The organism is Methylobacterium sp. BI1 (assembly GCF_056680125.1).
The window spans coordinates 4,694,883-4,721,500 of sequence record NZ_CM155267.1 but is presented as its reverse complement, the minus strand read 5'-3'; the positions used below and the strand labels follow the sequence as shown (position 1 = coordinate 4,721,500).

The window sequence follows — 26,618 nt, the reverse complement described above, 5'->3', positions numbered from 1 at the left end:
GGGGCCGTGGCCCTCGTGCTCGCGGCCTGTGCCGCCGTGCCGGCCCCGGGCGCCAAGGCGGCGACCGAGGCGACGCCCAAGGACGCCGGCAAGGCGACGGACCAGGAGGCCGGGAAGGAGGCGCGTCAGTCCCCAAGTCCCGCCATCGCCGTCGTGCGCACGGCGGTGGCGCGTGCCACCACGATCGCCTCCGACCTGATCTTCACCGGCGACATCCAGGCCCAGTCCCAGGTGAACGTCGCGTTCCGGACCAACGGCAAGATCGCGCAGCGCCTCGTGGAGGTCGGCGACCACGTCACCGCCGATCAGGTGCTGGCCAGGCTCGATCCGCAGGAGCAGCGCGCCAACCTCAACAACGCCCAGGCCGCGCTCACCTCCGCCGAGGCGCTGTTGACCCAGGCCAAGCTGAACTTCAAGCGTCAGGAGCAGCTCCTCGCCAGCGGATACACCACCCGCCCGAGCTACGACGATGCCGAGCAGCAGCTGCGCACCACGCAGGCCTCGGTGGATTCCGCCAAGGCCGCCCTCGGCAGCGCCGAGGAGCAGTATTCCTACACGGACCTGAAGGCCGGCGTGGACGGCATCGTCCTCAGCCGGACCTTCGAGGTCGGCCAGGTGGTGCAGACCGGCCAGACCGTGCTGGCGATGGCCCAGGACGGCCCCCGCGACGCGGTCTTCAACATCTTCGAGGCGGTGCTGGCCGCGCCCCCGGAGAGCAAGACCGTGGAGGTCACCCTCCAGGCCGACCCGCGGGTCAAGGCCATCGGCCGAGTGCGGGAGATCTCGCCGAGCGTCGATGCCGCCTCCGGCACGGTCCGGGTCAAGGTCGGGCTCGACGCGACGCCCAAGGCCATGACGCTCGGCGCCGTCGTGATCGGCACCGGCAAGTTCCGGCCGCGCCAGGCGATCGTGCTGCCCTGGTCGGCCCTCTACCGCTGGGAGAACAACCCGGCCGTCTGGGTCCGCGATCCCGCCGACAGCACCGTCGCGCCCCGTCCCGTCGTGATCGAGCGCTACGGGCCCAACACCATCGCGCTGAAGAGCGGCGTCGAGCCCGGCGAGGAGGTGGTCATCGCGGGGATCCAGCTCCTGCGCCCGGGCCAGACCGTCGCCGTCTCGCAGACCCTGGAGGCGGCGCGATGAACCGCCCGACCCTGATCCGCCCGACCCTGATCCAGCCGATTTTCGGCGCCCTGGCGCTCGGCCTGCTCCTCGGTGCCTGCCAGGCCGCCGAAGAGGCGCCCCCGCCGCCCGTGCGGCCGGTCCTGTACCGGGTCGTGAAGCCGGTCTCGGCCCAGGTCTTCGGCCCCTTCGCCGGCGTCGTGGCCCCGCGCTACCAGTCGGAGATCGGCTTCCAGATCGCCGGCCGGATGATCGCCCGCGACGTCACCATGGGCGACATCGTCCACAAGGGCCAGCGCATCGCCGCCCTCGACCCCGTGGTGACGCGCTTCGCCCTGACCCGCGCCGAGGCGGAGCTCGCCGACGCCAAGGCGCAGGCCGAGAACGCGAGTGCCACGGAAGCGCGGCGCCGGCGCCTGCTGGCCGGCGGCAACGTCACCCAGGCCCAGCTCGACACCGCCGTGGCGAGCCGCGACACCGCCCAGGCCCGCGTCTCCCAGGCGGAGGCGAACCTGCAGCGGGCCCAGGACCAGATGGGCTATACCGAGCTGCACGCGGATTTCGACGGCGTCGTCACGGTGCGCAGCGCCGAGGTCGGGCAGGTGCTCAGCGCGGGCCAGGCCGTGGCGACCCTGGCCCGGCCGGAGGAGCGCGAGGCCGTGGTGGACATCCCCGAGGAGCTCATCGGGACGATGCCCACGGACGGCCAGTTCACCGTGGCGCTCCAGAGCGCCCCGGACGTGACGGCGGCGGCGCGGGTGCGCGAGATCGCCCCCTTCGCCGACCAGACCACGCGGACCCGGCGCATCCGCATGACCCTGATCAAGCCCTCCGAGGCCTTCCGCCTCGGCTCGACCCTCACCGTCACCCTGGCGCGGCCCGAGGCCCCCTACGTGGACCTGCCCGCCACCGCGGTCCTGACGGAGGACGGCCGTGACGCGGTCTGGGTCGTCGCGCCGGACGGGAAGAGCGTCCACAAGCGGCCCGTCAGCGTCATCCGCCGCGACCCGGAGCGCGTCAGCATCGGCACAGGCCTGGACGCCGGAGACCGGGTGGTCCTGGCCGGGGTCCACTCGCTCCAGGAGGGGCAGCCCGTGCGCCTGCCCGACCAGGCGCCCTGATCTCCGGCCCGCCGCCATCCATCATCAGCCGCCACCCCGGTGAGGCGAGAGCAATCCCGTGAAGACCTTCAATCTCTCCGAATGGGCCCTGGAGCATCGCTCCTTCGTCTGGTTCCTGATGCTGATCTCGGTGGTGGCCGGCTTCCTGGCCTACGAGCGCCTGGGCCGCGAGGAAGACCCGCCCTTCGCGATCAAGACCATGATCGTGCAGGCGCGCTGGCCGGGCGCCACCATCGGCGACACCCTCGATCAGGTCACGGAGCGGATCGAGAAGGAGGTGCAGCAGATCGATGCCGTCGATTTCAGCCGCAGCTACACCACGCCGGGCCAGGCCACGGTGTTCGTGCAGCTGCGCGAGACGACGCCGCCCAAGACCATCCCGGCGATCTTCTACCAAGTGCGCAAGCGCATCGGCGACATCCAGGGCACCTTCCCGCAGGGCATCCAGGGGCCGTTCTTCAACGACGAGTTCGGCGACGTCTTCGGCAACGTCTACGCCTTCACGGCCGACGGCGTGACCCCGCGCCAGCTGCGCGACTACGTCGAGCGCGTCCGGGCCGAAGTGAAGAAGGTGCCGAGCGCCGGCAAGATGCAGCTCCTCGGGGCGCAGGACGAGGTGATCTACCTCGACTTCTCCACCCGCAAGCTCGCCGGCCTCGGCCTCGACACGAACTCGGTCATCCGCACCCTGCAGTCGCAGAACGCCATCGCGCCCTCGGGCGTGATCCAGGCGGGCCCCGAGCGGGTCTCCGTCCGGGTCGGCGGCCAGTTCGTCAACGAGGAGAGCCTGCGCGCCGTCAACCTGCGGGTGAACGACCGCTTCTTCCGCCTCTCCGACGTGGCCGAGATCTCCCGCGGCTTCACCGACCCGCCCACCGACCTGTTCCGCTTCAACGGCCAGCCGGCCATCGGCCTCGCCATCGCGATGCAGCCCTCCGGCAACCTGCTCACCTTCGGCCACGACCTGAAGGAGCGCATGCGCAAGCTCGAGGGCGAGCTGCCGGTGGGCGTCGGCATCCACCTCGTCTCAGACCAGCCCAGGATCGTCGAGGAGGCGGTGGGCGGCTTCACCAAGGCCCTCGTCGAGGCCGTGGTGATCGTGCTGGCGGTGAGCTTCATCTCGCTCGGCTGGCGCGCCGGCCTCGTGGTCTCGCTGTCGATCCCGCTCGTGCTCGCCATCGTGTTCGTGATCATGCAGATCATGGGCGTCACGCTCCAGCGCATCTCCCTCGGCGCCCTCATCATCGCGCTCGGCCTCCTCGTCGACGACGCAATGATCACCGTGGAGATGATGGTCGCGCGCCTGGAGGTCGGCGACAGCCTGAAGAAGGCCGCCACCTTCGCCTACACCTCCACCGCCTTCCCGATGCTCACCGGCACCCTGGTGACCGTGGCGGGCTTCCTGCCCATCGGCTTCAACGGCTCGTCGGCGGGCGAGTACACCTACTCGCTCTTCGTCGTCATCGCCGCCTCGCTCCTGGTGTCCTGGGTGGTGGCGGTGCTGTTCGCGCCCCTCATCGGGGTGAAGCTCCTGCCGAAGCAGATGAAGCACAAGGACCACGGCGCCCCGAGCCGGTCCATGCGGATCTTCACCGGCCTGCTGCTCGGCGCCATGCGCTGGCGCTGGACCACCGTGATCGCCTGCGTGGGCATGCTCGGCGCGGCGATCGTCGGCATGGGCTTCGTGCAGCAGCAGTTCTTCCCGGCCTCCGACCGGCCCGAGCTCCTCGTCGACATGACGCTGCCGCAGAACGCCAGCATCGCCGAGACCAAGAGCCAGATGGACCGCTTCGAGGCGACCCTGGTGGGCGATCCCGAGATCGTGCGCTGGTCGTCCTATGTCGGCCAGGGCGCGGTGCGCTTCTACCTGCCCCTCGACCAGCAGCTCGGCAACGCCTTCTTCGGCCAGATCGTCATCGAGACGAAGTCGATCGAGGCGCGCGAGCGCATGAAGCTGAAGCTCGACAGGCTCGCCCGCGAAAAATTCGTCGGCACCGACTTCCTGATCCACTCCCTCGACCTCGGCCCCCCGGTCGGGCGCCCGGTGCAGTACCGCCTCAGCGGGCCCGACCTGCAGACCCTGCGGGCGTATGCGCTCACCCTCGGCAACATCGTCGGCGGCAACCCGCATCTCGACGTGCCGACCTTCGACTGGAACGAGCCCGGCAAGGTGCTCAAGGTCGACATCATCCAGGACAAGGCGCGCCAGCTCGGCGTCACCTCGGAGGATATCGCCGGGCTCCTCAACGGCATCGTCGGCGGCCGCTCGATCACCCAGGTCCGCGACTCGATCTACCTCGTGAACGTGGTCGCCCGCGCGCAGGCCGTGGAGCGCAACTCCCTCGATACGCTCCAGAGCCTGCAGGTGCCACTGGCCAACGGCAGCGTGGTGCCGCTGCTCGCCTTCGCCACCATCGGGTACGAACTGGAGCAGCCCATCGTCTGGCGCCGCGACCGCCTGCCGACCATCACGGTGCGGGCCTCGATCGCGGACGACACCCAGCCCGCCACGGTGGTGAACCAGCTCGCCGAGAAGATCACGGCCTTCCAGAAGAGCCTGCCGGACGGCTACGTGCTGGCCGTGGGCGGCGCCGTGGAGGAGAGCGCCAAGGGCCAGGGCCCGATCGCCGCCGTGGCGCCGGTGATGCTGCTCACCATGGCGATGTTCCTGATGATCCAGCTCCAGAGCTTCCAAAAGCTCTTCCTGGTGGCGAGCGTGGCCCCCCTCGGGCTGATCGGCGTCGCGATCGCGCTGCTCACCTTCAACAAGCCGATGGGTTTCGTGGCGATCCTGGGCGTCCTGGCCCTGATCGGCATCATCGTGCGCAACTCGGTGATCCTGGTGACCCAGATCGACGAGTACGAGCGCGACGGCCTTCCCTCGTGGGACGCGGTGGTCGATGCCACCTGCCACCGCATGCGCCCGATCCTCCTCACGGCTGCCGCCGCCAGCCTCGGCCTCGTCCCCATCGCCCGCGAGGTGTTCTGGGGGCCGATGGCCTACGCCATGATCGGCGGCATCCTGGCGGCGACCTTCCTGACGCTGTTCTTCCTGCCCGCGCTCTATGTCGGCTGGTACCGGATCAAGGCGCCGCCGAAGGGCACGCCGCGCAAGGTCCACGGGGCGGACGGACAGGTCCACGGGGCCGAGGCGCCGGCAGCTGCGGGCTGATCCGCGGACCTGCGCCCGCGCGATGGTTCAGCGCGGGCTCGTCCCGGCCCGGTCCACCGTGGCGCCGGGGCGCGAATCCGTGGTCGCGAAATAGGGCTTGATGTCGAGGAGCGGGGTGCCGTCGCGGCAATCGAGGCCGCGCACCCGCAGGGTCGCGCCGTCCCGCTCCAGGAGCTCGACCACCGAGAGGGCGATGGGGTTCGGGCGCACCGGCGAGCGCAGGGAGAAGGTGCCGCGGCTGCCCTCCGCGTGGCGGGGCCGCTGCAGCGCCAGGTCCCGGGCGGCCTCGTCCATCCAGTAGAGCACGATGAGGTGGCTCGCCCCCTCGACGTTCTGCAGGGCCTCGGCGAAGGGCGCGTCGACGGCGAGCGTGCAGACCGCGTCGGTCTTCAGGCCGTTCTTCGGGCATGCGCCCCGCGTCGCCCAGGGCGTGCGGATGCGGCCGATGAAGTAGAGGCCGGCGTCGAAGCTGTCGGGCAGCGGGATCGCCACTTCGCCGGGACGATGGTCGGTCTCGTCGGTCATGCGCGGCGTCTCTCCTCCGGTGCGGGCCGACGCGCCGGGCCTCTCGTGTCGGCCAAGTCGCGATCGCGGGCAAGCTGGAATGGCGGGCAAGCCGGGATCGCGGGCAAGCCGGGATTGCGAGCTCGCGAGCCTCAGGCCGCCACGGGCGACCGGTGCCGCGCGCCGCGGGTCTGCTGCTCGAATCCGCTGATCGGACCGGGCCGGCCGATGAAGTAGCCCTGCGCGGCGTGGCACTTCTCGGCGACGAGGAAGCCGAGCTCCTCGGCAGTCTCGACCCCTTCGGCGATGACCGGCAGGCCGAGGCCGGCGCCGAGCCCCAGCACCGAGCGCACGATGGCGGCGGCCTGCGGATTCGAGTCGACGGCCGCGATGAAGGAGCCGTCGATCTTGATGGTGTCGAAGGGGAAGAGCCGCAGGTTCGAGAGGGACGAGTAGCCGGTGCCGAAATCGTCCATGGCCAGGCGCAGGCCCAGCGCCTTCAGCTGGCGCAGGTTGGTCAGGGCCCGGTCGGGGTCGCGGATCAGGGCGGTCTCGGTGATCTCGAGTTCGAGGCGCGCCGGATCGAGGCCGGTCTCGGCCAGGATCGCCTGGACCGCCGGCGCGAAGCCGGAATCATGGACCTGAATGCCCGAGACGTTGACCGCGACCGCCAGGGGCGCCGCCCAGCGCGCGGCCTCCCGGCAGGCCTCCCGCAGCACCCAGGCGCCGATCTCCCGGATCAGCCCGCTTTCCTCGGCGATGGGGATGAAGACGGCCGGCGAGACGAGCCCGCGCCCGGGCTGGTGCCAGCGCAGCAGGACCTCGAAGCCGATCACGGCCCCGGTGCGGGTTTCGATCTGTGGTTGGTAGACCAGGCGCAGCTGGTCCTCCGCCAGGGCGCGGCGCAGCTGCTTCTCGAGGACGCGGCGCTCGCGCACGTCCTGCCCCATCGAGGCTTCGAAGAAGCGGTAACTGCCGCGCCCCTCGGACTTCGCCAGCAGAAGCGCCGTATCGGCCGCGTTCAGGAGGTCGTTGCGGTCGCGGGCGTCGTCCGGGAACACCGCGATGCCGATGGTGGCGGCCGGCACGGGTTCGCCCTGGGGGGCGTTCTCCGCCGCCGCCTGGAGGGTCGCCCGGATGGTCTCGGCGAGGCGGCCGGCCGCCACCGCATGGGTGCAGGGCGTCAGCACGGCGAACTCGTCGCCGCCGATCCGCGCCATCGTCTGGGTCTCGTCCAGGAGGCCGCCGACGAGGCGGGCGACCCGCACGAGGGTGGCGTCCCCGATCGGGTTTCCGAAAAGGTCGTTGATCTCCTTGAACCCGTCGAGGTTGATGTGGAGGAGCGCCAGGCGTCCGCTCCCCGCCTGCCGGATGTCCCGATCCAGGCAGTCCTGGAAATGCCGGCGGTTCGGCAATCCGGTCAGGAGGTCGTGCCCGACTAGGAACCGGATCTGGCGCTCCGCCCGCCGCCGCGTCGTGAGGTCCCGCACCGCCAGAGCGACGTGCGGCGTCCGCCCATAGGCGACCGGGCGCATGATGAGCTCGACCGGGAGGTCGGACCCGTCGAGCCGGTACAGGGTCCCCTCGACTACGTCGTCGGGGTTGTCGGCGAGGCTGCGGCGGGTCGCGCTGTCCGGAACGAACTGCGCCAGGGGCAATCCGCTCAAGGCCTTCGCCTCGCCGCCGACCAGGGTCGCGAAGCTGTCGTTGGCACTGACGATGACGCCGTCCTGGCAGATCACCAGGCCCTCGACCGCGGCGTTGGCGAGGCTGAGCAGCCGACCGCGATAGACCTCGCGCTGGCGGTCGCGCAGGTCGACCACCAGGGTCGTGCAGGCCATGATCAGGATCGTCAGGCTCGCCAGCCCCACCGGGAGGGCGAGCCAGAGCGAGGGAACGGTCTCCTCGGGGACGACCACCGCGGGGTCCGGCACAAGCGTCAGGGCCATCATGCCGAGGACGTGGTGGCCGCAGATCGCGCCGGCGAGCAGGGCGGCCCCGACGACCCGGCCCCGGGCGCGTCTGCTGGTCAGCCCGATCCACAGGGCCGCCATGGCGAGCCCGACGCCGAGGGCGACGGAGAGCGTCACCAGGGCTGGGCTCCAGACCCTATGGCCGGCGACCTGAAAGGCCGCCATCCCGGTATAGTGCATCGCGGCGATGCCGAGGCCGACGATGGCCCCCCCGACCAGGGGGGCGCCGCGGGCGCCCCAGAACACCGCGGTCGCGAGGCCGATCCCGCTCACCAGGACGGCGAAGACCAGCGACAGCACCGTCAGGCCGACCGCGTAGGCCGCGGTCAGGCCCGGGTCGGCGGCCAGCATGCTGAGGAAATGCGTGGCCCAGATTCCCGAGCCGCCGGCCAAAGCCGCGACCGCGACCCATCCGCTGCGCCAGCCGATCCGGGTCTGCTGCGCATGGTGCAGAAGCGCGACCGTAGACGTCGCTGCCAGGGCACAAATGATCGCCGCCAGCGTCAGCAGCCACGGATCGTGTTCGGTAATGAAGCAACCGATGACAGTGAGCATCGACGCCTTGTTCCCCCTGTCGTCACCGCTTTTGCCAGTCCGAGGACCCAGTCTTCGTCTCTCCGAGACGAGTCGGATACCTCGCATATGTTAAGGAAATCGGAGCCAAAACGGAATGGTTGTATCGCAACCAAACGGCAATTTGGAATCTCTCAGTCAGCGACGATTTTGGAAAACGCGCCGATCCGCCGTGCGTTCGCGTCCCGGGTTCGCCGGGTGTAAGACCCTGGGGACCGAAGGACCTGGGCAGGAGTCACCGTGATCCGCGACGAGTTGCGACCGATGGAGTCCGTCTCCGATCCCGAGACCGCGGTGGACCGCCTGGCGGCGCTCCATGCGGGGGCGATCGAGGCGCTGCGCTCGGCCCTCGCGCGCTACCTCGACGGCGGGCCGCCGCCGGACGCGACCGAGCGGCTGCAGTTCCGCTATCCGGAGCTGCGCCTCACCTACCAGCCGGCCGGGCCGATGCCGCAGGTCTCCCGCGCCACGGCCAAGCTCCAGGCGCCGGGCACCTACGCCACCACCGTGACCCAGCCGGACCATTTCCGCGGCTACCTGCTGGAGCAGTTGCGGCCGCTGGTGCGGGACTACGCCGTCACCCTGGAGGTCGGCCTCAGCGCCCAGGAGATCCCCTATCCCTACGTCATCGAGCCGGGCGCCGATCTCGGGCGCAGCGGCGTCACCCCGCGGGATCTCGCCACCTACTTCCCGGTGCCGCTGCTCTCCGTGGTGGGCGACGAGATCGCGGACGGGCTCTGGCAGGACCTGCCGGACGCGCCGCGCCCGCTCGCCCTCTTCGACGCGATCCGGACCGACTACTCGCTCCGGCGCCTGGTGCACTACACCGGCAGCGACTGGGGCGACGTGCAGCCCTGGATCCTGCTGACCAACTACCATCGCTACGTGGACGGCTTCATCCGCCACGGGCTGGAGCGCCTCGCGCGCGGCGACGAGGGGTTCGAGCGGATGATCTTGCCGGGCGGCGTCAGCGTCTCGCGGGCGGAGGCCGCCACCGTCGATCCGGCGGCACTGATCGCCGCCTCGCCCTGGCACAAGTACCAGATGCCGGCCTACCACCTCGTGGCGCGGGGGCCCGACGGCAGCCAGCAGGGCACCACCCTGGTGAATATCGGCGTCGGCCCCTCCAACGCGAAGACGATCACCGACCACCTCGCGGTCCTGCGCCCGCATTGCTGGCTGATGGTCGGCCATTGCGGCGGCCTGCGCCAGTCGCAGACCATCGGCGACTACGTCCTCGCCCACGGCTACCTGCGCCGCGACCGCATCCTCGACGAACTGGTGCCGCCGGACGTGCCGGTGCCGGCGCTGGCCGAGGTGCAGCTCGCCCTCCAGGCGGCGGCCGCCCACGTCACCGGCGAGACGAGCGAGGACCTCAAGCGCCGGCTGCGGACCGGGACGGTGGTCACCTACGACGACCGCAACTGGGAGCTTCGCTTCAGCCAGGAGCGGCGGCGCATCAACCTCTCCCGGGCCATCGGCGTCGACATGGAGAGCGGCACCATCGCGGCCCAGGGCTATCGCCTGCGGGTTCCCTACGGCACCCTGCTCTGCGTCTCCGACAAGCCGCTCCACGGCGAGATCAAGCTGCCGGGCGCCGCCAACGCCTTCTACGAGCGCGCGGTGGCCGAGCACCTGCTGATCGGGCTCGCCGCCCTCGACAACCTGCGGGCCGAGCGGCACGGCCTGCATTCGCGCAAGCTGCGCAGCTTCGACGAGCCGCCGTTCCGCTAGAGCGACGTCTCAGGCCGGCTCGGCGAGAACGTCCGGGGGCTCGACGGCCTCGAATTCCGGGAAGACCGCCCGCACGGTGGTGCCCTCGTCGGGCACGCTCTCGATCAGCAGCCGGCCCCGGTGCCGGTTGACGATGTGCTTGACGATGGCGAGGCCGAGGCCGGTCCCGCCCTGGTCGCGGCTCGAGGCGACGTCGACCCGGTAGAACCGCTCGGTCAGGCGCGGGATGTGCTCGGCGGCGATCCCCGGCCCGTAGTCGCGCACGGCGAGCTCGATGCTCGTCCGCTCGGTGGCCGCCTGGGTCTGGCGCCGGAGCGAGACCTCGACGCGTCCCCCGCCACCGCCATACTTGACCGCGTTCTCGATCAGGTTCTCGACCACCCGCAGGAGCTCGTCGCGCTCGCCCAGGATGGGGAAGGCGCCCTCGGCGGCGACGCTGAGCATCACGCCGCGGTCGCGGGCCAGCGGCCCCTGGGTGTTCACCATCTGTCGGGCGATCCGGGTCAGGTCGACGGGGCGGGTCGGCGGGACGTGCTCGCGCAGCTCGATCCGCGACAGCGACAGGAGGTCGTCCACGAGGCGCGCCATCCGCTGCGCCTGGGTCTTCATGATGCCGAGAAAGCGCTCGCGGGCCGGCGGGTCGTTCCGGGCCGGGCCCTGCAGCGTCTCGATGAAGCCGAGGAGGGAGGCCAGGGGCGTGCGCAGCTCGTGGCTCGCATTGGCGACGAAATCGACCCGCATCGCCTCCAGGCGCCGGGCCGAGGTGAGGTCGCGCAGGAACAGCACCACGTTGGGCTGCCCGCCCACCACCCCGTCCGGCATCGGCAGGGCGCCAATCTGCACCTCGAAGGTGCGCTCGGTGGGGACGCGCGTGGCGTAGAGCGTCTTCAGCGAGGCGCCGGTGCGCAGGACCTCCTCGATCCCGTCGAGGACGTCGGGCGCGCGCAGGGCGAAGGAGAGCGGGTGGCGCAGCTTCAGGGCCGGCAGCAGGGCGCGGGCGGCGGGATTGACCTCGATCACCACGGCGCGCCGATCCACCAGGATGACGGGATCGGGAATGTTGGCGAGGAGCGCTTCCGCCACCGAGTGGCGGCTGGGTCCGGGGGGCTCGGGCATCCGCACGATGCGGGGCCGCCCGAGGCTGCCGACGACGCCTCCGAGGCAGAGGACGACGAGGGAGGCCGCGATCATCGGCGCGTCGAGGGTTCCCCGGCCGGCCGCGAACACCCCGAGCCCCACCGTGGCGATGGCGGCGGCGGTCCAGGATGATCGGCGCGCGCCCCGTGCCATGCAGACCCTCCCGGCTCAGCTCCGCGCCTCAGGCCCGGGCCTGCCGGGTGCGCTTGAGGATCTCGTAGACGGTCAACATGGCCAGTGCGATGACAAAGGGCACGAGATAGTAGCAGACCCGGAACAGCAGCAGCGAGCCGAGCACCTGGTCGCGGGGCAGGCTCGACAGCGCCAGCAGGATCGTCGCCTCGAACACCCCGATGCCCCCCGGCGCGTTCGAGGCGATGCCCAGCATGGCCGCCAGGACGTAGATCGCCACGAAGGTGGTGAAGCCGATGGAGGTGCCCGCCGGCAGCAGCACGTAGAGCGTCGCGGCCGCCGCGCAGACGTCGCCGATGCCCACCACCATCTGGCTCAGGGAGACCGAGGCGCCGGGCAGCTCGAGCCGCCAGCTCTTCACCCGGACGTGGCGGCGCTTCAGCGAGACCCAGAGCAGGTAGGCCACGACGGCGAGGAGGGCGCCGAAGCCGACCCCCTGGTTCAGGGCAATGCTGGTGAAGGTGAGGGCGGCGAGCTGGCCGGCCTCCACGATCAGGCTGAGCCCGAGCACGACGCCCATCCCGAGCCAGAAGGTGAAGCCGGCGATCACCGTCAGGGCGGCGATCTTGGCCGCCCCCAGGCCCTTGCTCGAGTAGATCCAGTAGCGGATCGTCCCCGCGGTCAGGAGCGGGAAGCCGAGGGTGAAGCTGACGGCGTAGCTCGTGAACGAGGCCAGGGCCGTCGTTCGGTACGGCACCTTCAGCTTGAGCTGCCGCAGCGCCAGGGCGTCGTAGCAGGTGAGGAACAGGTAGCTCAGCCCGACGAACAGGAAGGCGAAGCCGAGCTGTTCGGCCGAGGCCCCCGTGAAGGCCGCGTGCATCTCGGCCCAGGTAACGGTCTGAACCAGCTTCCACAGGACGAACAGCGAGCCCGCCAGGATGGCGAGGCTGGCGATGGTGCCGAGCCAGGCGTAGCGTCCGCGCATCCCGGATTTCGCCGGTGCCGCCTCGGCCTCCGTCGCGTCGATCGGCGACGCCTCGGGCGCGAGCGCCTCGGCCGTCTCGATCTGCTTCTGCTGTCCCGCAAAGTTCATCGTGTCGGCGTCCGCCTCCGCCGGGTTCCCCGCGCACGGCCGCAACGGCGGCATGGGTCAACCCGAGCTTGTGCCGGACCACGGCCCGTCGCCCGCATTTAGGGGCATCGGCGGGCAATTGCCAGCGAGGGAGGCGCAATGCCCACCGGCGATGCACGCCTGCGCCTCCGCCAGGCCCGCCCGGATGCGCGCGGCCACGGTGGGGGACGTGCAGACATAGGTCGGGCTCGGGTGCGGGATCGCGATCAGCCGCAGGTCCGGGCGCAGGGCTTCGAGCGCCGGCCGCGCCAGGCCCGCGACCCGCCCAGAGAGGACGACGACGCCGAGCCGCGGCAGGCCGGCGAGGAGCGGGGCGAGGCTGGGCAGGGCCTGCCGCACCTCGGACCGGCGCGGGGCGCGGTTGCGGGCGCCGGGGGCGTGGATCACCCACGGGATCGTGTTCCAGATCAGGGTGTCGCGTCGGGCGATCCCCGCCTCCGCGAGGAAGCGGAACAGGTTGGCGGCGGTGCCCGTCGGGTTGTCCCGCGAGACGAAGCCGGTGTCGCGGATGCTCGGCCCCGGAGTCTCCAGGAGCAGCAGCAGGCGGGCCTCGACGCCGCCGTCGAGGGGATCGGGATCGGGCACGTCGGCTCCCTGCGCGACGGCGATCCGCCGGGCGAGGGCGCGGATCGGGCCGATGTGAGGGCTGTCGAGCAGGGACTTGCGCGCGGCCAGGGCGAGGGGGTCGCGCAGGCTCTTCGGTTCGGCGGGCGGCGCCTCAGCCGACATCGGCGACGAGGCGCCCCAGGCTCTCCGGCAGGGTGCCCTGCCGGCGGAAGCGCTCGCGCCCGTCCTCCTGCGCCAGGCGCCGGGCGAGGCCCTCGGGACCGCCGAACTGGAAGCCGAGCTGCGTCGCGTAGGCGGCGCAGGCCTCGGCCTTGGCCCTGCGGCCCTCGGGGCCGGACCGGACTTCCACCTCCGGCAGGTCGGAGAAGCGCGCCCGCAGGGGCTCCTTCGGGGTCTGGTCGCGCACGGTGTAGGGGAAGTCGCGCCACCACAGGACCGGCGCGGTCGGCTCGGCCGCATCGAGGGCGCGGACCACCTGGACGTGGTCGACATGGCCGCCGATGGCCTGGGGCGCGAGGATCAGATCGGGTGCCGTCTCGGCGAGGAGCGCCCGGAACGCGTCGGTCAGGTCGGGCACGATCCCGTCATCGGTCCTGACGGCCTCGAACAGCTCCGGGGCGGAGGCGTAGCCGCGATGGGGCGCCTCGCGGAAGGGCCAGTGGCACGGGGGCGCCAGCCCGAGCGCGCGGATCGCCGCCGCATCCTCGCACCGGCGCAGCGCCATGTAGTCGACCTCCGGCCCGAGCCCCTTGTCGGTCTGACAGGCGAGAGCGAAGCCCGTCGGGTTCGCCACCGAGCCGGTGAACACCGTCACGGTGGCGACCTCCCAGCCCGCCGCGCCGAGGGCGTGGAGGAGGCCGCCACCGGAGAAGGCGGCGTCGTCGAGATGGGGCGACAGGGCGAGGGCGCGGGGCATCGGCTCAGAGCAGGTGCGGTTCGGCGCGGAAGCGGCAGGACGGATCGTGCGGCAGCACCGTCGGGAAGTCGGTGGCCGGCCTCGCATGGGCCACGTCGGCGTAGACGTCCATGATCTGCCGGCCGACCGCGCGCCAGGAGTAGACCCGCCGGCACTCGGCGAGGCCGTCCGCGGCGAGGCGCCGGCGCAGGGGCGCGTCCTCGATCACCCGCGCCAGGGCGTCGGCCAGGGCCGGTACGTCGCCCGGCTGGACCAGGAGGCCGTTCTCGCCGTCGCGCAGGCAGTCCGAGACGCCGACCGAGTGGGTCGAGACCACCGCGAGCCCGGCCGCCATCGCCTCCAGGATCGTGTTGGAGAACCCCTCCGCGTAGGTCGGCGACACGAAGACGTCCGCCGCCCGGTAGAGGTCCGGCACGGTGTCGTAGTCGGCGTAGCCGGTGAAGCGGATCTCGGCCTCGGAGAAGTTCAGTTCCGCCGCGCGGGCCTTCGACGAGTCCACGTCCGGCCCGATGCCGGAGATGATCGCCTCGAACGGGATGGCGCGGGCGCGCACCAGCGCGAGGGCGTCGATGAAGTCGAGCACGCCTTTCCGGCGGTCGACGCGGCCGTGGTAGAACAGCCGCACCGGGCCGGGATGGTCGCCGGGCCCGGGGGTGAAGCGGGCGGTGTCCACGGCGCCCGGCACGATGGTGAAGCGGGCGGGGTCCGAGCCGAGCCGGTCGCAGACCTCCTCGACGAAGGAGGCGCCGCCGATCAGCAGGGCATTGGCATGGGCCAGCACCTCGCACATGGCGACCCGGTGAGTCTCGCAGCAGGAGCCGACCCAGTGGCCGTCGCCGCCCTGGATCGAGACGACGTTGGGCACGCCGATGGCGCGGGAGGCCAGCAGCGTGGCCCAGCCGGTGGGATAGCCGTACTGCGCGTGCAGGATGTCGAAGGGCTTCTTGGCGTGCTCGGCCCGGATCGTCGCCACCATGGTGTCGATGTCGCGTTCGAAGTCGCCGCTCTCCTGTTCGCCGACCTGCTCCAGGCCGATGACGGTGACGCCCGGCACGGCCGGCGGCGGCCCGCCGCCATAGACCCGGGTGCCGAAGGCGTCGCCGCGATACTGGGAGATCATCGTCACGTCGTGGCCGGCCTCGACCAGCTCGCGCAGGAGGTTCTGCGCGTAGACGCTCATGCCGGAGATCGCCGGGAAGTAGCGGCGCGAGACGAAGCAGATCCTCACGCGGAGGCTCCCGGGTTCGGATTGCGGCAGTCGCGGAGGTATTTCAGGGAGGCCGGCACCATCAGGTCGGCCCGGTGGCTCTCGCGGGAGAGTTCGACGCAGACCAGCCGGTCGAACCCGATCGCGTCCAGGGCGCCCAGCACGCCCGGCACGTCCATATCGCCCTCGCCGAAGGGCAGGTGGACGTGGACGCCCCGCGCCATGTCCTCGATCGCCACGGTGCCGATGCGGTCGGAAAATTCCGCCACCGCCGCGGCCGGCTCGCGCTCGCCGGTGACGAGGCAGTGACCGGTGTCGAGGGCGAGCTTCAGGCCCGGCAGGTCGAGGGCGGCGTAGTCGTCCAGGGTCTCGATCAGCATGCCGGGCTCGGGCTCCAGGCAGGCGACCACCTTCTGCTCGGCGGCGTAGGCGACGACCTCGGTCAGGCCCTCGCGCAGCCAGCCCCGGGCCTCGTCGGGATCGATGCCGGGCTTCGGCACGCCGGCCCAGAACGAGACCGCCTCGGAATGCAGGATCGCCGCGATGTCGACGGCACGCTTGAGGAAGCCGATGCGGCGGGCCCGGCCGGCGGCGTCGCCGCTCACCAGGGTCGGCTCGTGCTTGGCCTTGGGGTCGAGGAGGAAGCGCGCACCGGTCTCGATCACCGAGCCGAGGCCGAGGCGCTGCAGGCGGCTCGACACCCGCTGCGCCTCCTGCAGCCAGTTCTCGGCGAAGGGGTCGAGGTGGTGGATGTCGAGGGTCAGCGCCACGCCCTGGTAGCCGGCCTCGGCGATGAGGTCGATCGCGTCGTCGAGGCGGTGATTGGCGGTGCCGTTGGTGTTGTAGGCGAAGCGCAGGCTCATGCGGCGCGGCCCTGCTGGGCCAGGCGGAACGGCGCATGGTGCGATTCCGGCTCGCGGTAGAGCGGGTAATGCGCGCCGACGATCCGGTCGGCCAGCGCGGTGTCGAACAGCGGCTGCCCGCCGAAATGCGCGATCGCCTCCGGGGTCAGGCGCACGGGCTTCAGGGTGTCTGTGGCCTCGCCGAAGCGGATCAGCGGATGGTCGCGGTCGAGGAGCTTCTGCGTGTTGCGCGCGCCGATCCGGTGGTAGCTCATGGTCTCGACCTCGAGCCCCGGCACGATCGCCTTGACCACCCCGACGCGGCCGCCGGGCGGCGAGCAATCCACGTAGAGGACGTCGAAGCCGGCCTGCTCCAGGCGCTCGCGGGCGATGCGGCCGCGGGCATGTCCGTCCGGCGCCTCCGTGGTCGGCAGGTCCGCGAAGCGCTTGGTGGTGCGCTCGGAATAGACGGTGTCGCGCAGGGTCGCGGCAATGCCCTCCGGCGGCTGCACGATCCATTCGAGCATCGCCTTCAGGGCGCGGCTCTCCTCCAGATCGAGGCTCGGCAGGGCCTTGTCGATGAAGGCCTTGACGTAGCCCGGGGGGGTGACCCGCTCGGCGAAGGACAGCGGCCCGTGGCCGAAGGCCTTGCGCACGCGGGCGGCCTGGAACTCCAGGAGCGCCTTGCGCAGGGCCCGCTCGCGGTCCGGATCGCAGGCCTCGCCGCAGGCCGACAGGGCGATCGGTACCGGCGTGTCCGCCAGGTTCCGGTCGTAGCCCACGACGTAGAGGTTGGTGAGGCCGAACTGGTCGGTGGCGAATTTCGGCAGGGCCTTGATCCCCAGCGATTCGAGCCGGTCGAGCATGCCGCGCGTCTCGGGGCCGAGGCCCTCCGAGAGGTCGAGCACCACGCCCTGGTCGAGGGCGCGGAACAGCAGGCCGTTGCCGTCGCGCTGCAGGAGTTCGAGCAGGCCGTGGCCGAGGGCGAAGTCCACGTCCGGCCCGGCGCCGAGGCCGTTGGTGATGAGGTTGGTGAAGGGCTTGTAGCCCTCCGACAGCTCGAAATAGTCGGTGGCGGCGATGTCGAGGGGCATCAGCACCGTCTCGCCGGTCCGCGCACGGATCGCGGGCGTCCATTCGAGGGTGGTGGCGCGTCCCACCGGGCTGCCGGCCGGCAGGCACAGGGTCAGGGGGTCGGCCACGGCACCGGCGCCGTAGACCCGGACGAGGTCGTCGTAGCTGGCGCGCTCCTTCTTGCGCGGCATCACCGCGAGGGACGGCATCAGGTTCTCGGCGATCTCCGCCACCGCGCCGATGATGGCCTCGTCGTCGGTGGCGCCGTAGCCGATGCCGCTCGGCATGGCGCCGACGAAGAACGGGTCGTCGAGGAACAGCGACACGAACCAGACCGGGATGCCGGTGCGGTCGAGGGGCGCCAGGGGGAAGCCGACGATGCGGCCCTCCGGCAGGATGTCGAGATAGGCGCGCACCGGCTCCGGCAGCGCGGCCGGCAGGCCCTCGATCCGGCGGGGGGCGCCGTGGCTGTAGGCGCGCGGCGCCTTGATCCGGCTGTGGCGGGCGCGGTCGTCCTGGTCCTGCTCGTTCACGGTCGTGGTGTTCCGTTCCTCAGGGCAACGCGGCGTAGGCGCGGGCCAGCAAGCGCATGGTGTGAAGGTCGCGGGTCGCGCTGTAGGCGTCGCGCTCCGCCGGCCGGCGCAGGGCCGCGCCGAAGGCCTTCACCTGTTCGAGGAAGGGCGAGGCCTCCCCGTCGAAGGGCAGAGTGTCCGATGCGCCGGTTGACCCGTCGGTGAACGACAGGGTGCCGCCCGCCACCTGGCCCATCGTGTCGATGGCGGTGAGCAGGCCTTTCGTGCCGGTCACCTCCAGGCGGCGGCGGGGCAGGGCGTCCGGGCAATTGTAGGCGACGTGCAGGTTGGCGAGGACGCCCGAGGGCGTGCGCCCGATCAGGAGGGCGCCGTCGTCGACGGCGTAGTCCTGCGCCCGGGCCTGGGTCAGGGCGGCGAGGTCCTGGATCGACTCGTCGAGGAGGAAGTCCACGAGGTCGAGGCCGTGGGGGGCGAGGTCCATCAGGGCGCCGCCGCCGGCCTTGGCCGGGTCGATGCGCCAGTTGTCCTGTCCGGCGAAGGAGGTCCAGGCCCGCGGCAGCCAGCAGGCATAGACGATGCGGATCGCCGTGACGGTGCCGAGCCGGCCCGCGCGGATCGCGTCCCGCATGGCCCGGTGGGCCGGGTGGTGACGCTGGTCGAAGGCGGTGCCGTAGAAGGTCTCGCCGCCCGCCAGGGCCGCCACCATCGCCTCGGCGTCGTCGAGCGCGGCGGCCATCGGCTTCTCGCAGAGGATCGCCTTGCCGGAGCCGGCCAGGGCCTCGATCGCCTCCCGGTGCAGGTGGTTCGGGGTCGCGACGTAGACCGCCTCGACCTCGGGATCGTTCACGAGGTCTTCGAGCCGGGCATAGGCCCGGGCGCCCTCGGCCTCGGCCGCCGCGCGCGAGGCCTCGCCCGGATCGGCGACGGCCACGAGCCGGTGGCCGGCCGCGCGGATGCCCGGCGCCATGTAGTCGCGGGCGACCCAGCCGTAGCCGACGATGCCCCAGGCGACGGGGGCCTGCTCGGACGACGCCATCACCAGCGCTCCGGCAGATCGACATAGGTCCGGTCGCGGACCCGGTCGGCCTCGGGCGCATCAAGGTCGCCCTGCCAGTCGAGGCGGTCGGAACCCGTGAAGGTCTCCGGGTAGGTGGCGCGGGCGGCGTACTCGGCCTCGTAGCGCTCGGACGGCCAGCGGATCGCGTGCCGCGCCCCGCCCTCGGAGACGTAGAGCGGATTGAGGCGCAGGGTCCGGCCGGGGCGCGGCACGGTGATGCCGTCGATCACGGGGCGGGGGGCCGGGCGCATGCCGGGACCCGCCACCACCGAGAAGGCCTCGCAGTCGGTGAGGTCCTGGGGCTTGCGGGGGGCGGGGGCGCGCCGCTCCAGCATGGCGCGGGTCAGGTCGTCGTCGTCGTAGACGAGGCCGTCGGGGAAGAGGTCGTCGATCTCGGCGGCCGAGACGGCGCGGCCCGCCGAGAAGCCCGGGCGGTCGCTGTTGTGGATGTGGCTGAGGGCGAGCCAGCCGTCGTCGCCGGCATTCTGGCGCAGGCATTCCAGCACCTCGGCCTTGCGGTCGAGGAAGTAGAAGGCGTCGTTGCAGACGACGAGATCGACCGGCGCATCCGGGATCGGCCAGTGGGGCGCGTTGGCGTCGAAGCAGACGAGCTGCGCCGGTTTGCCGACCACCCAGTGCCGCGCGACCCAGAGCTTGGCGAAGACGACGTCGGCGCCGGCGACCTTGATGCCGCGGGTCTGGAATTCGCGCAGGTAGTGGCCGATCCCGCAGGCGAATTCGAAGACGCAGACCGGGTTGTTCCAGTGCGCTTCGAGCAGGGTGAGGCCGGCGAGGAAGGTCGGGTCGGTCCAGCGATGCAGGAAGTAGTCGCCCACCCGGCCCCAGCCGAGGAGCCGTACGGCGTCGCGTAAGGAGCGCGTGTCCCGCTCGCGCACGAGTTCGTGCAGGTCGAGGGGGTCGGCCGGCGGCCCCGTCCACCAGTCGTCCTGGTCGGCGAGGAGCCCTTCGAGGGCGAGGTTCGCCTCGCCGGAATCGAGCAGTTTCAGGGTCTGCGCGACGAGATCGGCCCGGTTGGTCCGCAGGTAGGGGATGCCGTCGATCACCGGCCAGCGTGCGCCGCTCTCCGCCTCGCGGAGCGAGTGGGGGGTGTCGGCCTTGAGGGGCTCGCCGGTCTCCGGCGAGCGAAGATCGAAGGGGATCATGACGGGGCGCCCGCGCGGTCGCGAGGTGAAATCACGGGATCTGCATGTCCTTCAGCACGCGGTCGTGGAAGCCCTTCACCGGACCCGCATGGACGAGTTCCATCTCGTCGAGGACCGTGCCCATGGTCAGGGTCGCGGCCCGCAGGTGCTGGGCGATCTGCAGGACGCGGTCGATGCAGTCGGCGGCATGGAAGGCGCGGCCCTCCGCCGTGGCATCGTCGGGCAGGACCCTGCGTGCCCGCTCGACCGTGTCGCGCAGGGCCGGATCGAGCTCGTCGAGGGCCCATTGCGTGGTCCGGGCCATGATCGGCAGGAGGTGGTCGCCCAGCAGCATCTCGCCGGTGAAGCCGGCATCGGGCATCGCCGCGTTGTGGAAGTGGTGCGCCATGGCGGCGAGGAAGACCTGGGTCGGGTCGGCCCGGTAGAACGGGCTCAGTACGACGCCGTAGACCGCCACCATCAGGCAATGCTCGGCATGGTTCTCCGGCGGCTCCAGCAGGATGCGGGGCTTGCCGGGGCAGGTGACGCCGGCGCGGGGCTGATGCGCCAGGGCGGCGACGAAGCCCGGCAGGGGACCCGGCGCGAAGCTTTCCGGTGCGCGCAGGGCCGCCCGGAGGCGGTCCCGCAGGCCGGCTTCGACGCTGTCGGTGACGGCATCGAAGCCTGAGACCAGGACGTCGGACGTCGCCCGCTCGTCGAGCCCGGCGGCGGCGAGGAACGCCGCGTCGAGGTCGCAGAGCCGGGCGGCGGCGAGCGCCTTGGCGGTGATGTCGAGGGCCACCGCCTCCGGCGCGGCGCCCCCGGTGAGGGCGCCCCAGCCCTGCGCGAACAGGCGCTCGGCGATGGAGCCCGTCCGCCCCGCGGCGTGCACGCGCTTGAGGTCGTTGACCTCGACGAGGAGGGCGCGAAGCGCCAGCGGGGCCGCGGGACCGGCGCCCTCCGTCCGGGTCGACATCAGTGGGTGCCGAGCCACTCGAGCAGCATGGTCTGCTGCTTGCCGAAATCGTGCTCGGGACCGTGGCCGTTCTTCACCATCGGGGCCTTGAAGAAGCTCGAGAGCTGCTCCTGGACACCGCCGTCGCCGCGCTGCTTGGCGAGTTCGAGGACGCGGGCGATCTCGATGACGAGGGGCGCGGCCAGGATGGAGTCCTTGCAGAGGAAGTTGACCTTGATCTGCATCCGCTGGCCCATGAAGCCGCTGACGTCGATGTTGTCCCAGGCTTCCTTGTCGTCACCGCGGGGCCGGTAATAGTGGATGTGCACCAAGTGGTCCTCGACCGGGTAGCCGAGGATCGAGTCGAGCACCGTGCCCTTGGTGTTGAGCTTCGACTGGAGCGAGTCCTTGTCGTTCAGGGCGAGACCGTCGCGGTTGCCGAGGATGTTGGTGGAGAACCAGCCGTCCACGTGCAGGGCGCGGGCCTTGAGGGCCGGGGCCAGGACCGTCTTCATCATGGTCTGGCCGGTCTTGCCGTCCTTGCCGGCCACGGGGACGTTCATCTCCCTGGCCAGTTCGAGCAGGGCTGGCACGTCCGCGGCGACGCTGGGCGTGAAGTTGGCGTAGGGCACGCCGCTCTTGATCGCCGCGTAGGCGTAGAGCATCGCCGGGCTGATCGACTCGTCGCTGCTGTCGAGGCCCTTCTCGAAGGCGGCCGTCGAGTTCAGGGTCGGGTCGGTGAGGTCGGGCCAGCGCTCGGTGGAGGCGAGGTTGATCACTACGACCTCGTCGAGGTTGCTCTCGGCCTTGAAGCGGCGCAGGTCGTTGGCGATGACCGAGACCGCCTCCCGGTGGTCCTTGGCGACGATGCGGTTGGCACCCTCGATGTTCTTGCAGAACTTGGCGCTGCCGACGGCCGGCCAGGGCTTGATGCCCTTCAGGACCTGGGCGCCATTCTCGATATCCTGGGCGGTGAGGACGCCGTGGCCGGTGGCGGCGGAGGCGAGGTCATCGTCGTTCAGGTCCCATCCGCCGAACACGAGGTCCTTGTAGTCGGCCATCCCGGCGACGGGGACGCCCGCGAGGGGCAGGCCATCAAGGCGGTTCGATCCGGATTTAATCATCTCGATGCCTGCGATGGCGGTGGTGGCGACAGCGCCACCCATGCCAACGAACGCAACGCCGACGCGGCGACCGGTCTGCATGCTCATTGGGAAACGGCTTCCTTCTTCAGGCGAACGGGAGCCTGTCCCAACCTGGGGGCCGTTCCGCTCAGCCCTCACTAACTGGGCTTCCGGGGTTGCGTTCCAACCCTGGCCAGGACGCCTTTTTGACGCGGTGCGCCTGAACGGCCTCCGAACGAACCGTTAAAAATTCGTAAATACAATGGCTTAACCCAACGTTAAGCCTGCCATCGTTGAATCACGGAGCTGTCCCATTCTGGTCACAGCAACCGGCGAGACGTCCCCTCGCTGAACGACAACGAAGCCGCGCCCGACGAAGGCAGCGGTACGAACAAGGACCAATGATGGGGGTTTTCCCGGAGCCGGCGCTCTGCGCCGACGACGTGAGCCGTCTCGTGCCCAACGAGGCCTTCAACGCAGACCTGACCGTGGCGTGGCTGCCGCGGACCGAGCGCAGGACGCGCCGGACCTTCGCCACTCTCCGCCGCCGGACCCTCGCGACGCTCGTCACCGGCGCGCTGCTGGGCGGCGCGCTGCCGCAGAACGCCCTGGCCCCCGCCGCGGCGGCCCATGACCGGATCGACGAGCGCGCGCTCTCGGCGCAGGCGCTCGTTCGGGAGCAGGCACAGCCCGCACCTGAAGCTCCCAACGCGTCCGACTGGACCGGGGTTCCCGTGGTGGAGCAGGAACCCGCGACGCTGTCGCTGATCGAGAGCGACCTCGCCGCCCTCGCGCCGAGCCGCGATGCCTCCGGCGCGGAGCGCCTGCGCTTCGGCGACATGGCCGTGCCGCGCGAGATCGTCGACACCATCCTGCGGGCCGCCACCGAGACCGGGGTCGACCCGGTCTACATGATGGCGCTGGCCGACAAGGAATCGAGCTTCTCCACCACGGTGAAGGCCTCGACCTCCTCGGCCGAGGGCCTGTTCCAGTTCCTGTCCGGCACCTGGCTCGAACTCATCCGCGCCTACGGCGCCCGCCACGGGCTCGCCGACGAGGCGGCGGCGGTGAAGGGCCGCGGCAGCGCCATCACGATCGCCGACGAGGCGACGCGCACCCGGGTGCTGCGCCTGCGCCAGGACCCCTACGTCGCCGCCCTGATGGCGGGCGAGCTCATCAACCGCGACAAGGGCCGGATCGAGCAGCGCATCGGCCGCGACCTCTCCACCGCGGAGCTCTACTTCGCGCATTTCCTCGGTACCGCCAGCGCCGGCCGCTTCCTCGAGCTCACCGCCGAGAAGCCGGGCCAGGTCGCCAAGCAGGTGTTCAAGGCCGCCGCGAAGGCGAACCGCAGCCTGTTCACCGAGAAGGCCGGCAAGGGCCGCCGCAGCCTCACGGTCGCCGAGGTCCGCGAGAAGATCGGCGGCATGATCGACCGCCGCCTCGACCGCTACGAGGGCGTGGCCGCCCTGGCGGGGCCCGAGCTGAAATCGGAGGTCACCCTCACGGAGATCGAGACCGACACGGCGCCCGTCCCTGCGCCGGCCGGACGCGTCCACGTCACCGAGGCGACTACGCCGGCCGACTGACTCAGTGCCCGGCCGGCGCCCCGCCGCCGAGCTTGACCTTGCTGAGGATCATCGCGAGCGGCACCGCCGCCCCCGAGACGAGGCAGAGCGACCAGAACACGTCGATGTAGCCCCAGTACGCCACCTGGGTCTGGAGCTGCTGGCCGATCCAGGCCATCGCCTGGTTCTGCGCCTCGACGCCGGACGCCCCGTGGGCCTGGAAGTACTGCGTCGCCGCCCGCAGGGTCTCCTGGTAGTTCGGGTTGGCGCTGGAGATGCTCTCGCCCAGCCGGCTCTGGTGGAATTGCTGCCGGTAGGCGAGGACGTTCTGGGCGAGGCTCACGCCCATCGAGCCGCCGACGTTGCGGGCGACGTTGATCAGCGCCGAGGCCTGATCGGTCTGCCCCTTGTCGATGCCCTCGTAGGAGGCCGCGGTGATCGAGATGAAGATCATCGGCAGGCCGATGCCGATATAGATGCGCGACCAGGCGAAGAACCAGAAGCTGGTGTCGCCGTAGAGGCGCGTCAGGTCGTACATCGCGGCGGAGACGATCGCGGCGCCCAGGGCGATGAGGTATTTCGGCTGCACCTTGCCCGAGATCCGGCCGATCACCAGCATCATGAACACCGTGACGAGGCCGCCGGGCGCCAGGACGAGGCCCGCCAGGGTGGCGGTGTAGCCGTAATATTCCTGCACGAGCTGCGGCACGAACTGCGTCGTGGCGATCAGGATCGCGCCCGTGGCCATCATCACGAGGAAGCACGAGCCGAACTGGCGGCTGCCCAGCAGGCGGAGATCCACCACCGGGTTCTTCCGGGTCAGCTCCCAGGGGATCATCGCCACGAAGGCGACGGCGCAGATCACCGCGAACACCTCGATGAAGTTCGAGCCGAACCAGTCCTTGCGCTGGCCCTCGTCGAGGACGACCTCCAGCGACCCCAGGAAGGTGGCGACGAGGAGGAATCCCACGAGGTCGAAGCGCACGCCCTCGCGGCGCAGGCGATGGCGCTCCTTCACCGCCCCCGGCGGGTCCTCCAGCAGCACGTGCATCAGCCCGAGGGCGATCAACCCGATCGGGCCGTTGATCAGGAAGCACCAGTGCCAGGAGACGTTGTCCGAGAGCCAGCCGCCCAGCGTCGGCCCGATCACGGGCGCCACCACCACGGCGAGGCCGTAGAGGGCGAAGGCCTGGCCGCGCTTCGCCGGCGGGAACGAATCGGCCAGGATCGACTGGGCCAGCGGCGCCATGCCGCCCCCGCCCAGGCCCTGGAGCACCCGGAAGACCAGGAGCGATTCGAGGTTCCAGGCGAAGCCGCACAGCACCGAGGCGACGGTGAAGAGCGCGATGCTCCACATGAAGAAGGCTTTTCGCCCAAAGCGCTTGGCGAGGAAGCTCGACGCCGTGAGCACGATGGCGTTGGCCACGAGATAGCTCGTCACCACCCAGGCCGCCTCGTCAGGGCCGACCGCGAGCCCGCCGGAGATGTAGCGCAGGGCGACGTTGGCGATGGTGGTGTCGAGCACCTCCATGAAGGTCGCCAGGGAGACCACCAGGGCGATGGCCCAGGGGTTGTGCCCGCCCGGCGCCTTGCCAGAGGCGGCCGCCTTGCCGTCTCCGCTGCCGCCCCCTTTGCCGCCCCCTTTGCCCTCCGCCTTGCTCCCCGACCCGCCGCCCGACTGCGCAGCCGCGGCGCTCACCGGACGTGGACCCGGGGCACGATGGACATGCCGGGCCCGATGGCGACGTCGGTGGGCCACTGGTCGACGACGATCTTCACCGGGATGCGCTGGACCACCTTCACGTAGTTGCCGGTGGCGTTCTGGGCCGGGAGCAGGCTGAAGGCGGTGCCGGAGCCGGGCTGGACGGAATCCACGTGCCCGGTGATCTTGCGCTCGGGATAGGCGTCGATCTCGATATCGGCGTGCTGGCCCGGCCGCATGTCGGTGATCTGCGTCTCCTTGTAGTTCGCGATCACCCAGATGTCGTCGGGCACGAAGGTGGAGAGCGTCTGCCCGGCCTGGGCGAACTGGCCCTTGGCCCCCGAGAGCTGTACCACCCGGCCCGGCTGTGCCGCCTTCACGGTGGTGTAGCCGAGGTTGAGCTCGGCCTGCGCCACCTGGGCCTTGCCGGTGGCGAGGCTGGCCTCGGCGCCCGCCTTCTGGGCCGCGAGGGCGCCGACCTGGGTGCGCGCCGCGACGAGGGTGGCCTTCGCGCGATCGTAGGCGGCCTGCTGCTGGTCAAGGGTCGAGGCGGAGGATTGCGAGCGCTGGACGGTGCCCGCCCCCTTCTCGGCGAGGTCCCGGTAGCGGGCCGCGTCCTCCCGGGCGAATTTCAGCGAGGCCTCGGCCTGGGTCACCTCCGCCTCGGAGGCCGCGACCTGCGCCTTCTGGCCCTCGATCTGCGCGTCGAAGTTGCGGATCGAGGCCTCGGCCGAGGCGACCTGCGCCCGGGCCTGCGCCAGGGCCACCTCGTAGTCGCGCCGGTCGATCTGGAACAGCACGACCCCGGTCTCGACATGCTGGTTGTCGGTGACCGGCACGTCGACGATGTAGCCGGCGACCTTCGGCGCGATGGAGAATTGCCGCGCGTCGACGAAGGCGTCGTCGGTGGATTCGAACGGGTGCAGGCGGGTCAGCCAGTAGACATAGGCGCCCGCCGCCACGGCGACGACCGCCACCGCGATCCCGAGCGCCCAGAACGGATGCCGGCGCAGGATGTTCGGCTTCTTGTCCGCCTCCCGGTCGGACTCTTCGCCGGTATCGGACCCGTCATCCGCATCGGCTTCTTGGCGGGAAGGCTGCTGGCGGGAAGGCTGATGGGAGGAAGGCTGGGCGGACGGGCCGGCGTCGTCGCGCGTCCCGGCATCCCCGGGGGACCGCGCCGCGGGCGCTAGCCCCTGAGCTTCGGACCCTTGCGCATCGGAGGGCCGCACCGCCTCGCCCCGTGCGGGCTGGCGCCCCACGGCCTGTTGATCCTGAAGCATCGACTGATCGTCCGAACGCATCCAGGGGCCGCGCGATCGAAACCACGC

General features: G+C 71.2%; 20 protein-coding genes. 5 read left to right on the top strand and 15 right to left on the bottom strand.

Features of this window, described 5'->3' with window-relative positions; translation table 11 throughout:
- Nucleotides 1–15: 15 nt before the first annotated feature.
- The 3 genes from AC1MGR_RS22265 to AC1MGR_RS22255 are packed head-to-tail and all read left to right on the top strand — an operon-like array spanning nucleotide 16 to nucleotide 5,415.
- A complete protein-coding gene (locus tag AC1MGR_RS22265) occupies nucleotides 16–1,143 on the top strand; it encodes an efflux RND transporter periplasmic adaptor subunit (protein WP_480234870.1) in 1,128 nt (375 codons plus the stop codon).
- Nucleotides 1,140–2,243, top strand: coding sequence for an efflux RND transporter periplasmic adaptor subunit (locus AC1MGR_RS22260; RefSeq protein ID WP_480232981.1), 1,104 nt, complete (start codon nucleotides 1,140–1,142; stop codon nucleotides 2,241–2,243). The genes AC1MGR_RS22265 and AC1MGR_RS22260 overlap by 4 nt, the downstream gene beginning before the upstream one ends.
- Before the next feature lie 58 nt (nucleotides 2,244–2,301).
- On the top strand, nucleotides 2,302–5,415 hold the full coding sequence (locus tag AC1MGR_RS22255) for an efflux RND transporter permease subunit (RefSeq protein ID WP_480232980.1): 3,114 nt from the start codon (nucleotides 2,302–2,304) through the stop codon (nucleotides 5,413–5,415).
- A 27-nt stretch (nucleotides 5,416–5,442) separates the two neighbouring features.
- Here AC1MGR_RS22255 and tsaA read toward each other — a convergent pair whose 3' ends face one another.
- Nucleotides 5,443–5,940: a tRNA (N6-threonylcarbamoyladenosine(37)-N6)-methyltransferase TrmO gene (gene tsaA, locus AC1MGR_RS22250; RefSeq protein ID WP_108040149.1), complete on the bottom strand. Its 498-nt coding sequence runs from the start codon at nucleotides 5,938–5,940 to the stop codon at nucleotides 5,443–5,445.
- Between the two features lie 131 nt (nucleotides 5,941–6,071).
- Nucleotides 6,072–8,447, bottom strand: coding sequence for a bifunctional diguanylate cyclase/phosphodiesterase (locus AC1MGR_RS22245; RefSeq protein WP_480232979.1), 2,376 nt, complete (start codon nucleotides 8,445–8,447; stop codon nucleotides 6,072–6,074).
- A 258-nt stretch (nucleotides 8,448–8,705) separates the two neighbouring features.
- Here AC1MGR_RS22245 and AC1MGR_RS22240 point away from each other — a divergent pair, with 258 nt between their 5' ends.
- Entirely contained in the window at nucleotides 8,706–10,199 is a 1,494-nt protein-coding gene (locus AC1MGR_RS22240) for an AMP nucleosidase (protein WP_108040153.1), read from the top strand.
- Between the two features lie 9 nt (nucleotides 10,200–10,208).
- Here AC1MGR_RS22240 and AC1MGR_RS22235 read toward each other — a convergent pair whose 3' ends face one another.
- From AC1MGR_RS22235 to AC1MGR_RS22185, 11 genes are read right to left on the bottom strand one after another with little or no spacing between them, the layout of a single operon-like run.
- Nucleotides 10,209–11,489 carry an ATP-binding protein gene (locus AC1MGR_RS22235; protein WP_480232978.1) on the bottom strand — a complete coding sequence of 427 codons (1,281 nt, stop codon included), beginning with the start codon at nucleotides 11,487–11,489 and terminating at the stop codon, nucleotides 10,209–10,211.
- A 28-nt stretch (nucleotides 11,490–11,517) separates the two neighbouring features.
- Entirely contained in the window at nucleotides 11,518–12,561 is a 1,044-nt protein-coding gene (locus AC1MGR_RS22230) for a lysylphosphatidylglycerol synthase domain-containing protein (RefSeq protein WP_108040157.1), read from the bottom strand.
- A gap of 57 nt (nucleotides 12,562–12,618) precedes the next feature.
- Entirely contained in the window at nucleotides 12,619–13,329 is a 711-nt protein-coding gene (locus tag AC1MGR_RS22225; RefSeq protein ID WP_480232977.1) for a uracil-DNA glycosylase, read from the bottom strand.
- A complete protein-coding gene (locus AC1MGR_RS22220; RefSeq protein ID WP_480232976.1) occupies nucleotides 13,319–14,083 on the bottom strand; it encodes a PIG-L deacetylase family protein in 765 nt (254 codons plus the stop codon). Before AC1MGR_RS22220 ends, AC1MGR_RS22225 begins: the two co-directional genes overlap by 11 nt.
- Nucleotides 14,084–14,087: 4 nt before the next feature.
- On the bottom strand, nucleotides 14,088–15,311 hold the full coding sequence (locus AC1MGR_RS22215; RefSeq protein ID WP_480232975.1) for a glycosyltransferase family 4 protein: 1,224 nt from the start codon (nucleotides 15,309–15,311) through the stop codon (nucleotides 14,088–14,090).
- The gene (locus AC1MGR_RS22210; RefSeq protein ID WP_108040165.1) at nucleotides 15,308–16,153 is read right to left on the bottom strand and encodes a sugar phosphate isomerase/epimerase family protein; all 846 of its coding nucleotides are present in this window, start codon (nucleotides 16,151–16,153) and stop codon (nucleotides 15,308–15,310) included. The genes AC1MGR_RS22215 and AC1MGR_RS22210 overlap by 4 nt, the downstream gene beginning before the upstream one ends.
- Nucleotides 16,150–17,739 carry a YcaO-like family protein gene (locus AC1MGR_RS22205; protein WP_108040167.1) on the bottom strand — a complete coding sequence of 530 codons (1,590 nt, stop codon included), beginning with the start codon at nucleotides 17,737–17,739 and terminating at the stop codon, nucleotides 16,150–16,152. The genes AC1MGR_RS22210 and AC1MGR_RS22205 overlap by 4 nt, the downstream gene beginning before the upstream one ends.
- Nucleotides 17,740–17,758: 19 nt before the next feature.
- Entirely contained in the window at nucleotides 17,759–18,775 is a 1,017-nt protein-coding gene (locus tag AC1MGR_RS22200) for a Gfo/Idh/MocA family protein (protein WP_108040169.1), read from the bottom strand.
- Nucleotides 18,775–19,959 (bottom strand): class I SAM-dependent methyltransferase, encoded by a 1,185-nt coding sequence (locus AC1MGR_RS22195; RefSeq protein ID WP_480232974.1) that lies wholly within the window; start codon nucleotides 19,957–19,959, stop codon nucleotides 18,775–18,777. The genes AC1MGR_RS22200 and AC1MGR_RS22195 overlap by 1 nt, the downstream gene beginning before the upstream one ends.
- 31 nt (nucleotides 19,960–19,990) lie before the next feature.
- The gene (locus tag AC1MGR_RS22190) at nucleotides 19,991–20,914 is read right to left on the bottom strand and encodes a hypothetical protein (protein ID WP_480232973.1); all 924 of its coding nucleotides are present in this window, start codon (nucleotides 20,912–20,914) and stop codon (nucleotides 19,991–19,993) included.
- A complete protein-coding gene (locus AC1MGR_RS22185) occupies nucleotides 20,914–22,104 on the bottom strand; it encodes an inositol-3-phosphate synthase (RefSeq protein ID WP_108040175.1) in 1,191 nt (396 codons plus the stop codon). Before AC1MGR_RS22185 ends, AC1MGR_RS22190 begins: the two co-directional genes overlap by 1 nt.
- A 314-nt stretch (nucleotides 22,105–22,418) precedes the next feature.
- Between AC1MGR_RS22185 and AC1MGR_RS22180 the strand changes: the two genes are divergently transcribed.
- Nucleotides 22,419–23,606, top strand: a complete 1,188-nt coding sequence (locus tag AC1MGR_RS22180) for a transglycosylase SLT domain-containing protein (protein WP_108040177.1) — start codon at nucleotides 22,419–22,421, stop codon at nucleotides 23,604–23,606.
- A gap of 1 nt (nucleotide 23,607) precedes the next feature.
- On the opposite strand, the gene AC1MGR_RS22175 is transcribed toward AC1MGR_RS22180, so the two are convergent.
- Both AC1MGR_RS22175 and AC1MGR_RS22170 read right to left on the bottom strand, forming a co-directional pair.
- Nucleotides 23,608–25,284, bottom strand: a complete 1,677-nt coding sequence (locus AC1MGR_RS22175) for a DHA2 family efflux MFS transporter permease subunit (protein ID WP_480232972.1) — start codon at nucleotides 25,282–25,284, stop codon at nucleotides 23,608–23,610.
- Nucleotides 25,281–26,570, bottom strand: a complete 1,290-nt coding sequence (locus AC1MGR_RS22170; RefSeq protein WP_480232971.1) for an HlyD family secretion protein — start codon at nucleotides 26,568–26,570, stop codon at nucleotides 25,281–25,283. The genes AC1MGR_RS22175 and AC1MGR_RS22170 overlap by 4 nt, the downstream gene beginning before the upstream one ends.
- Between the last annotated feature and the right edge of the window lie 48 nt (nucleotides 26,571–26,618).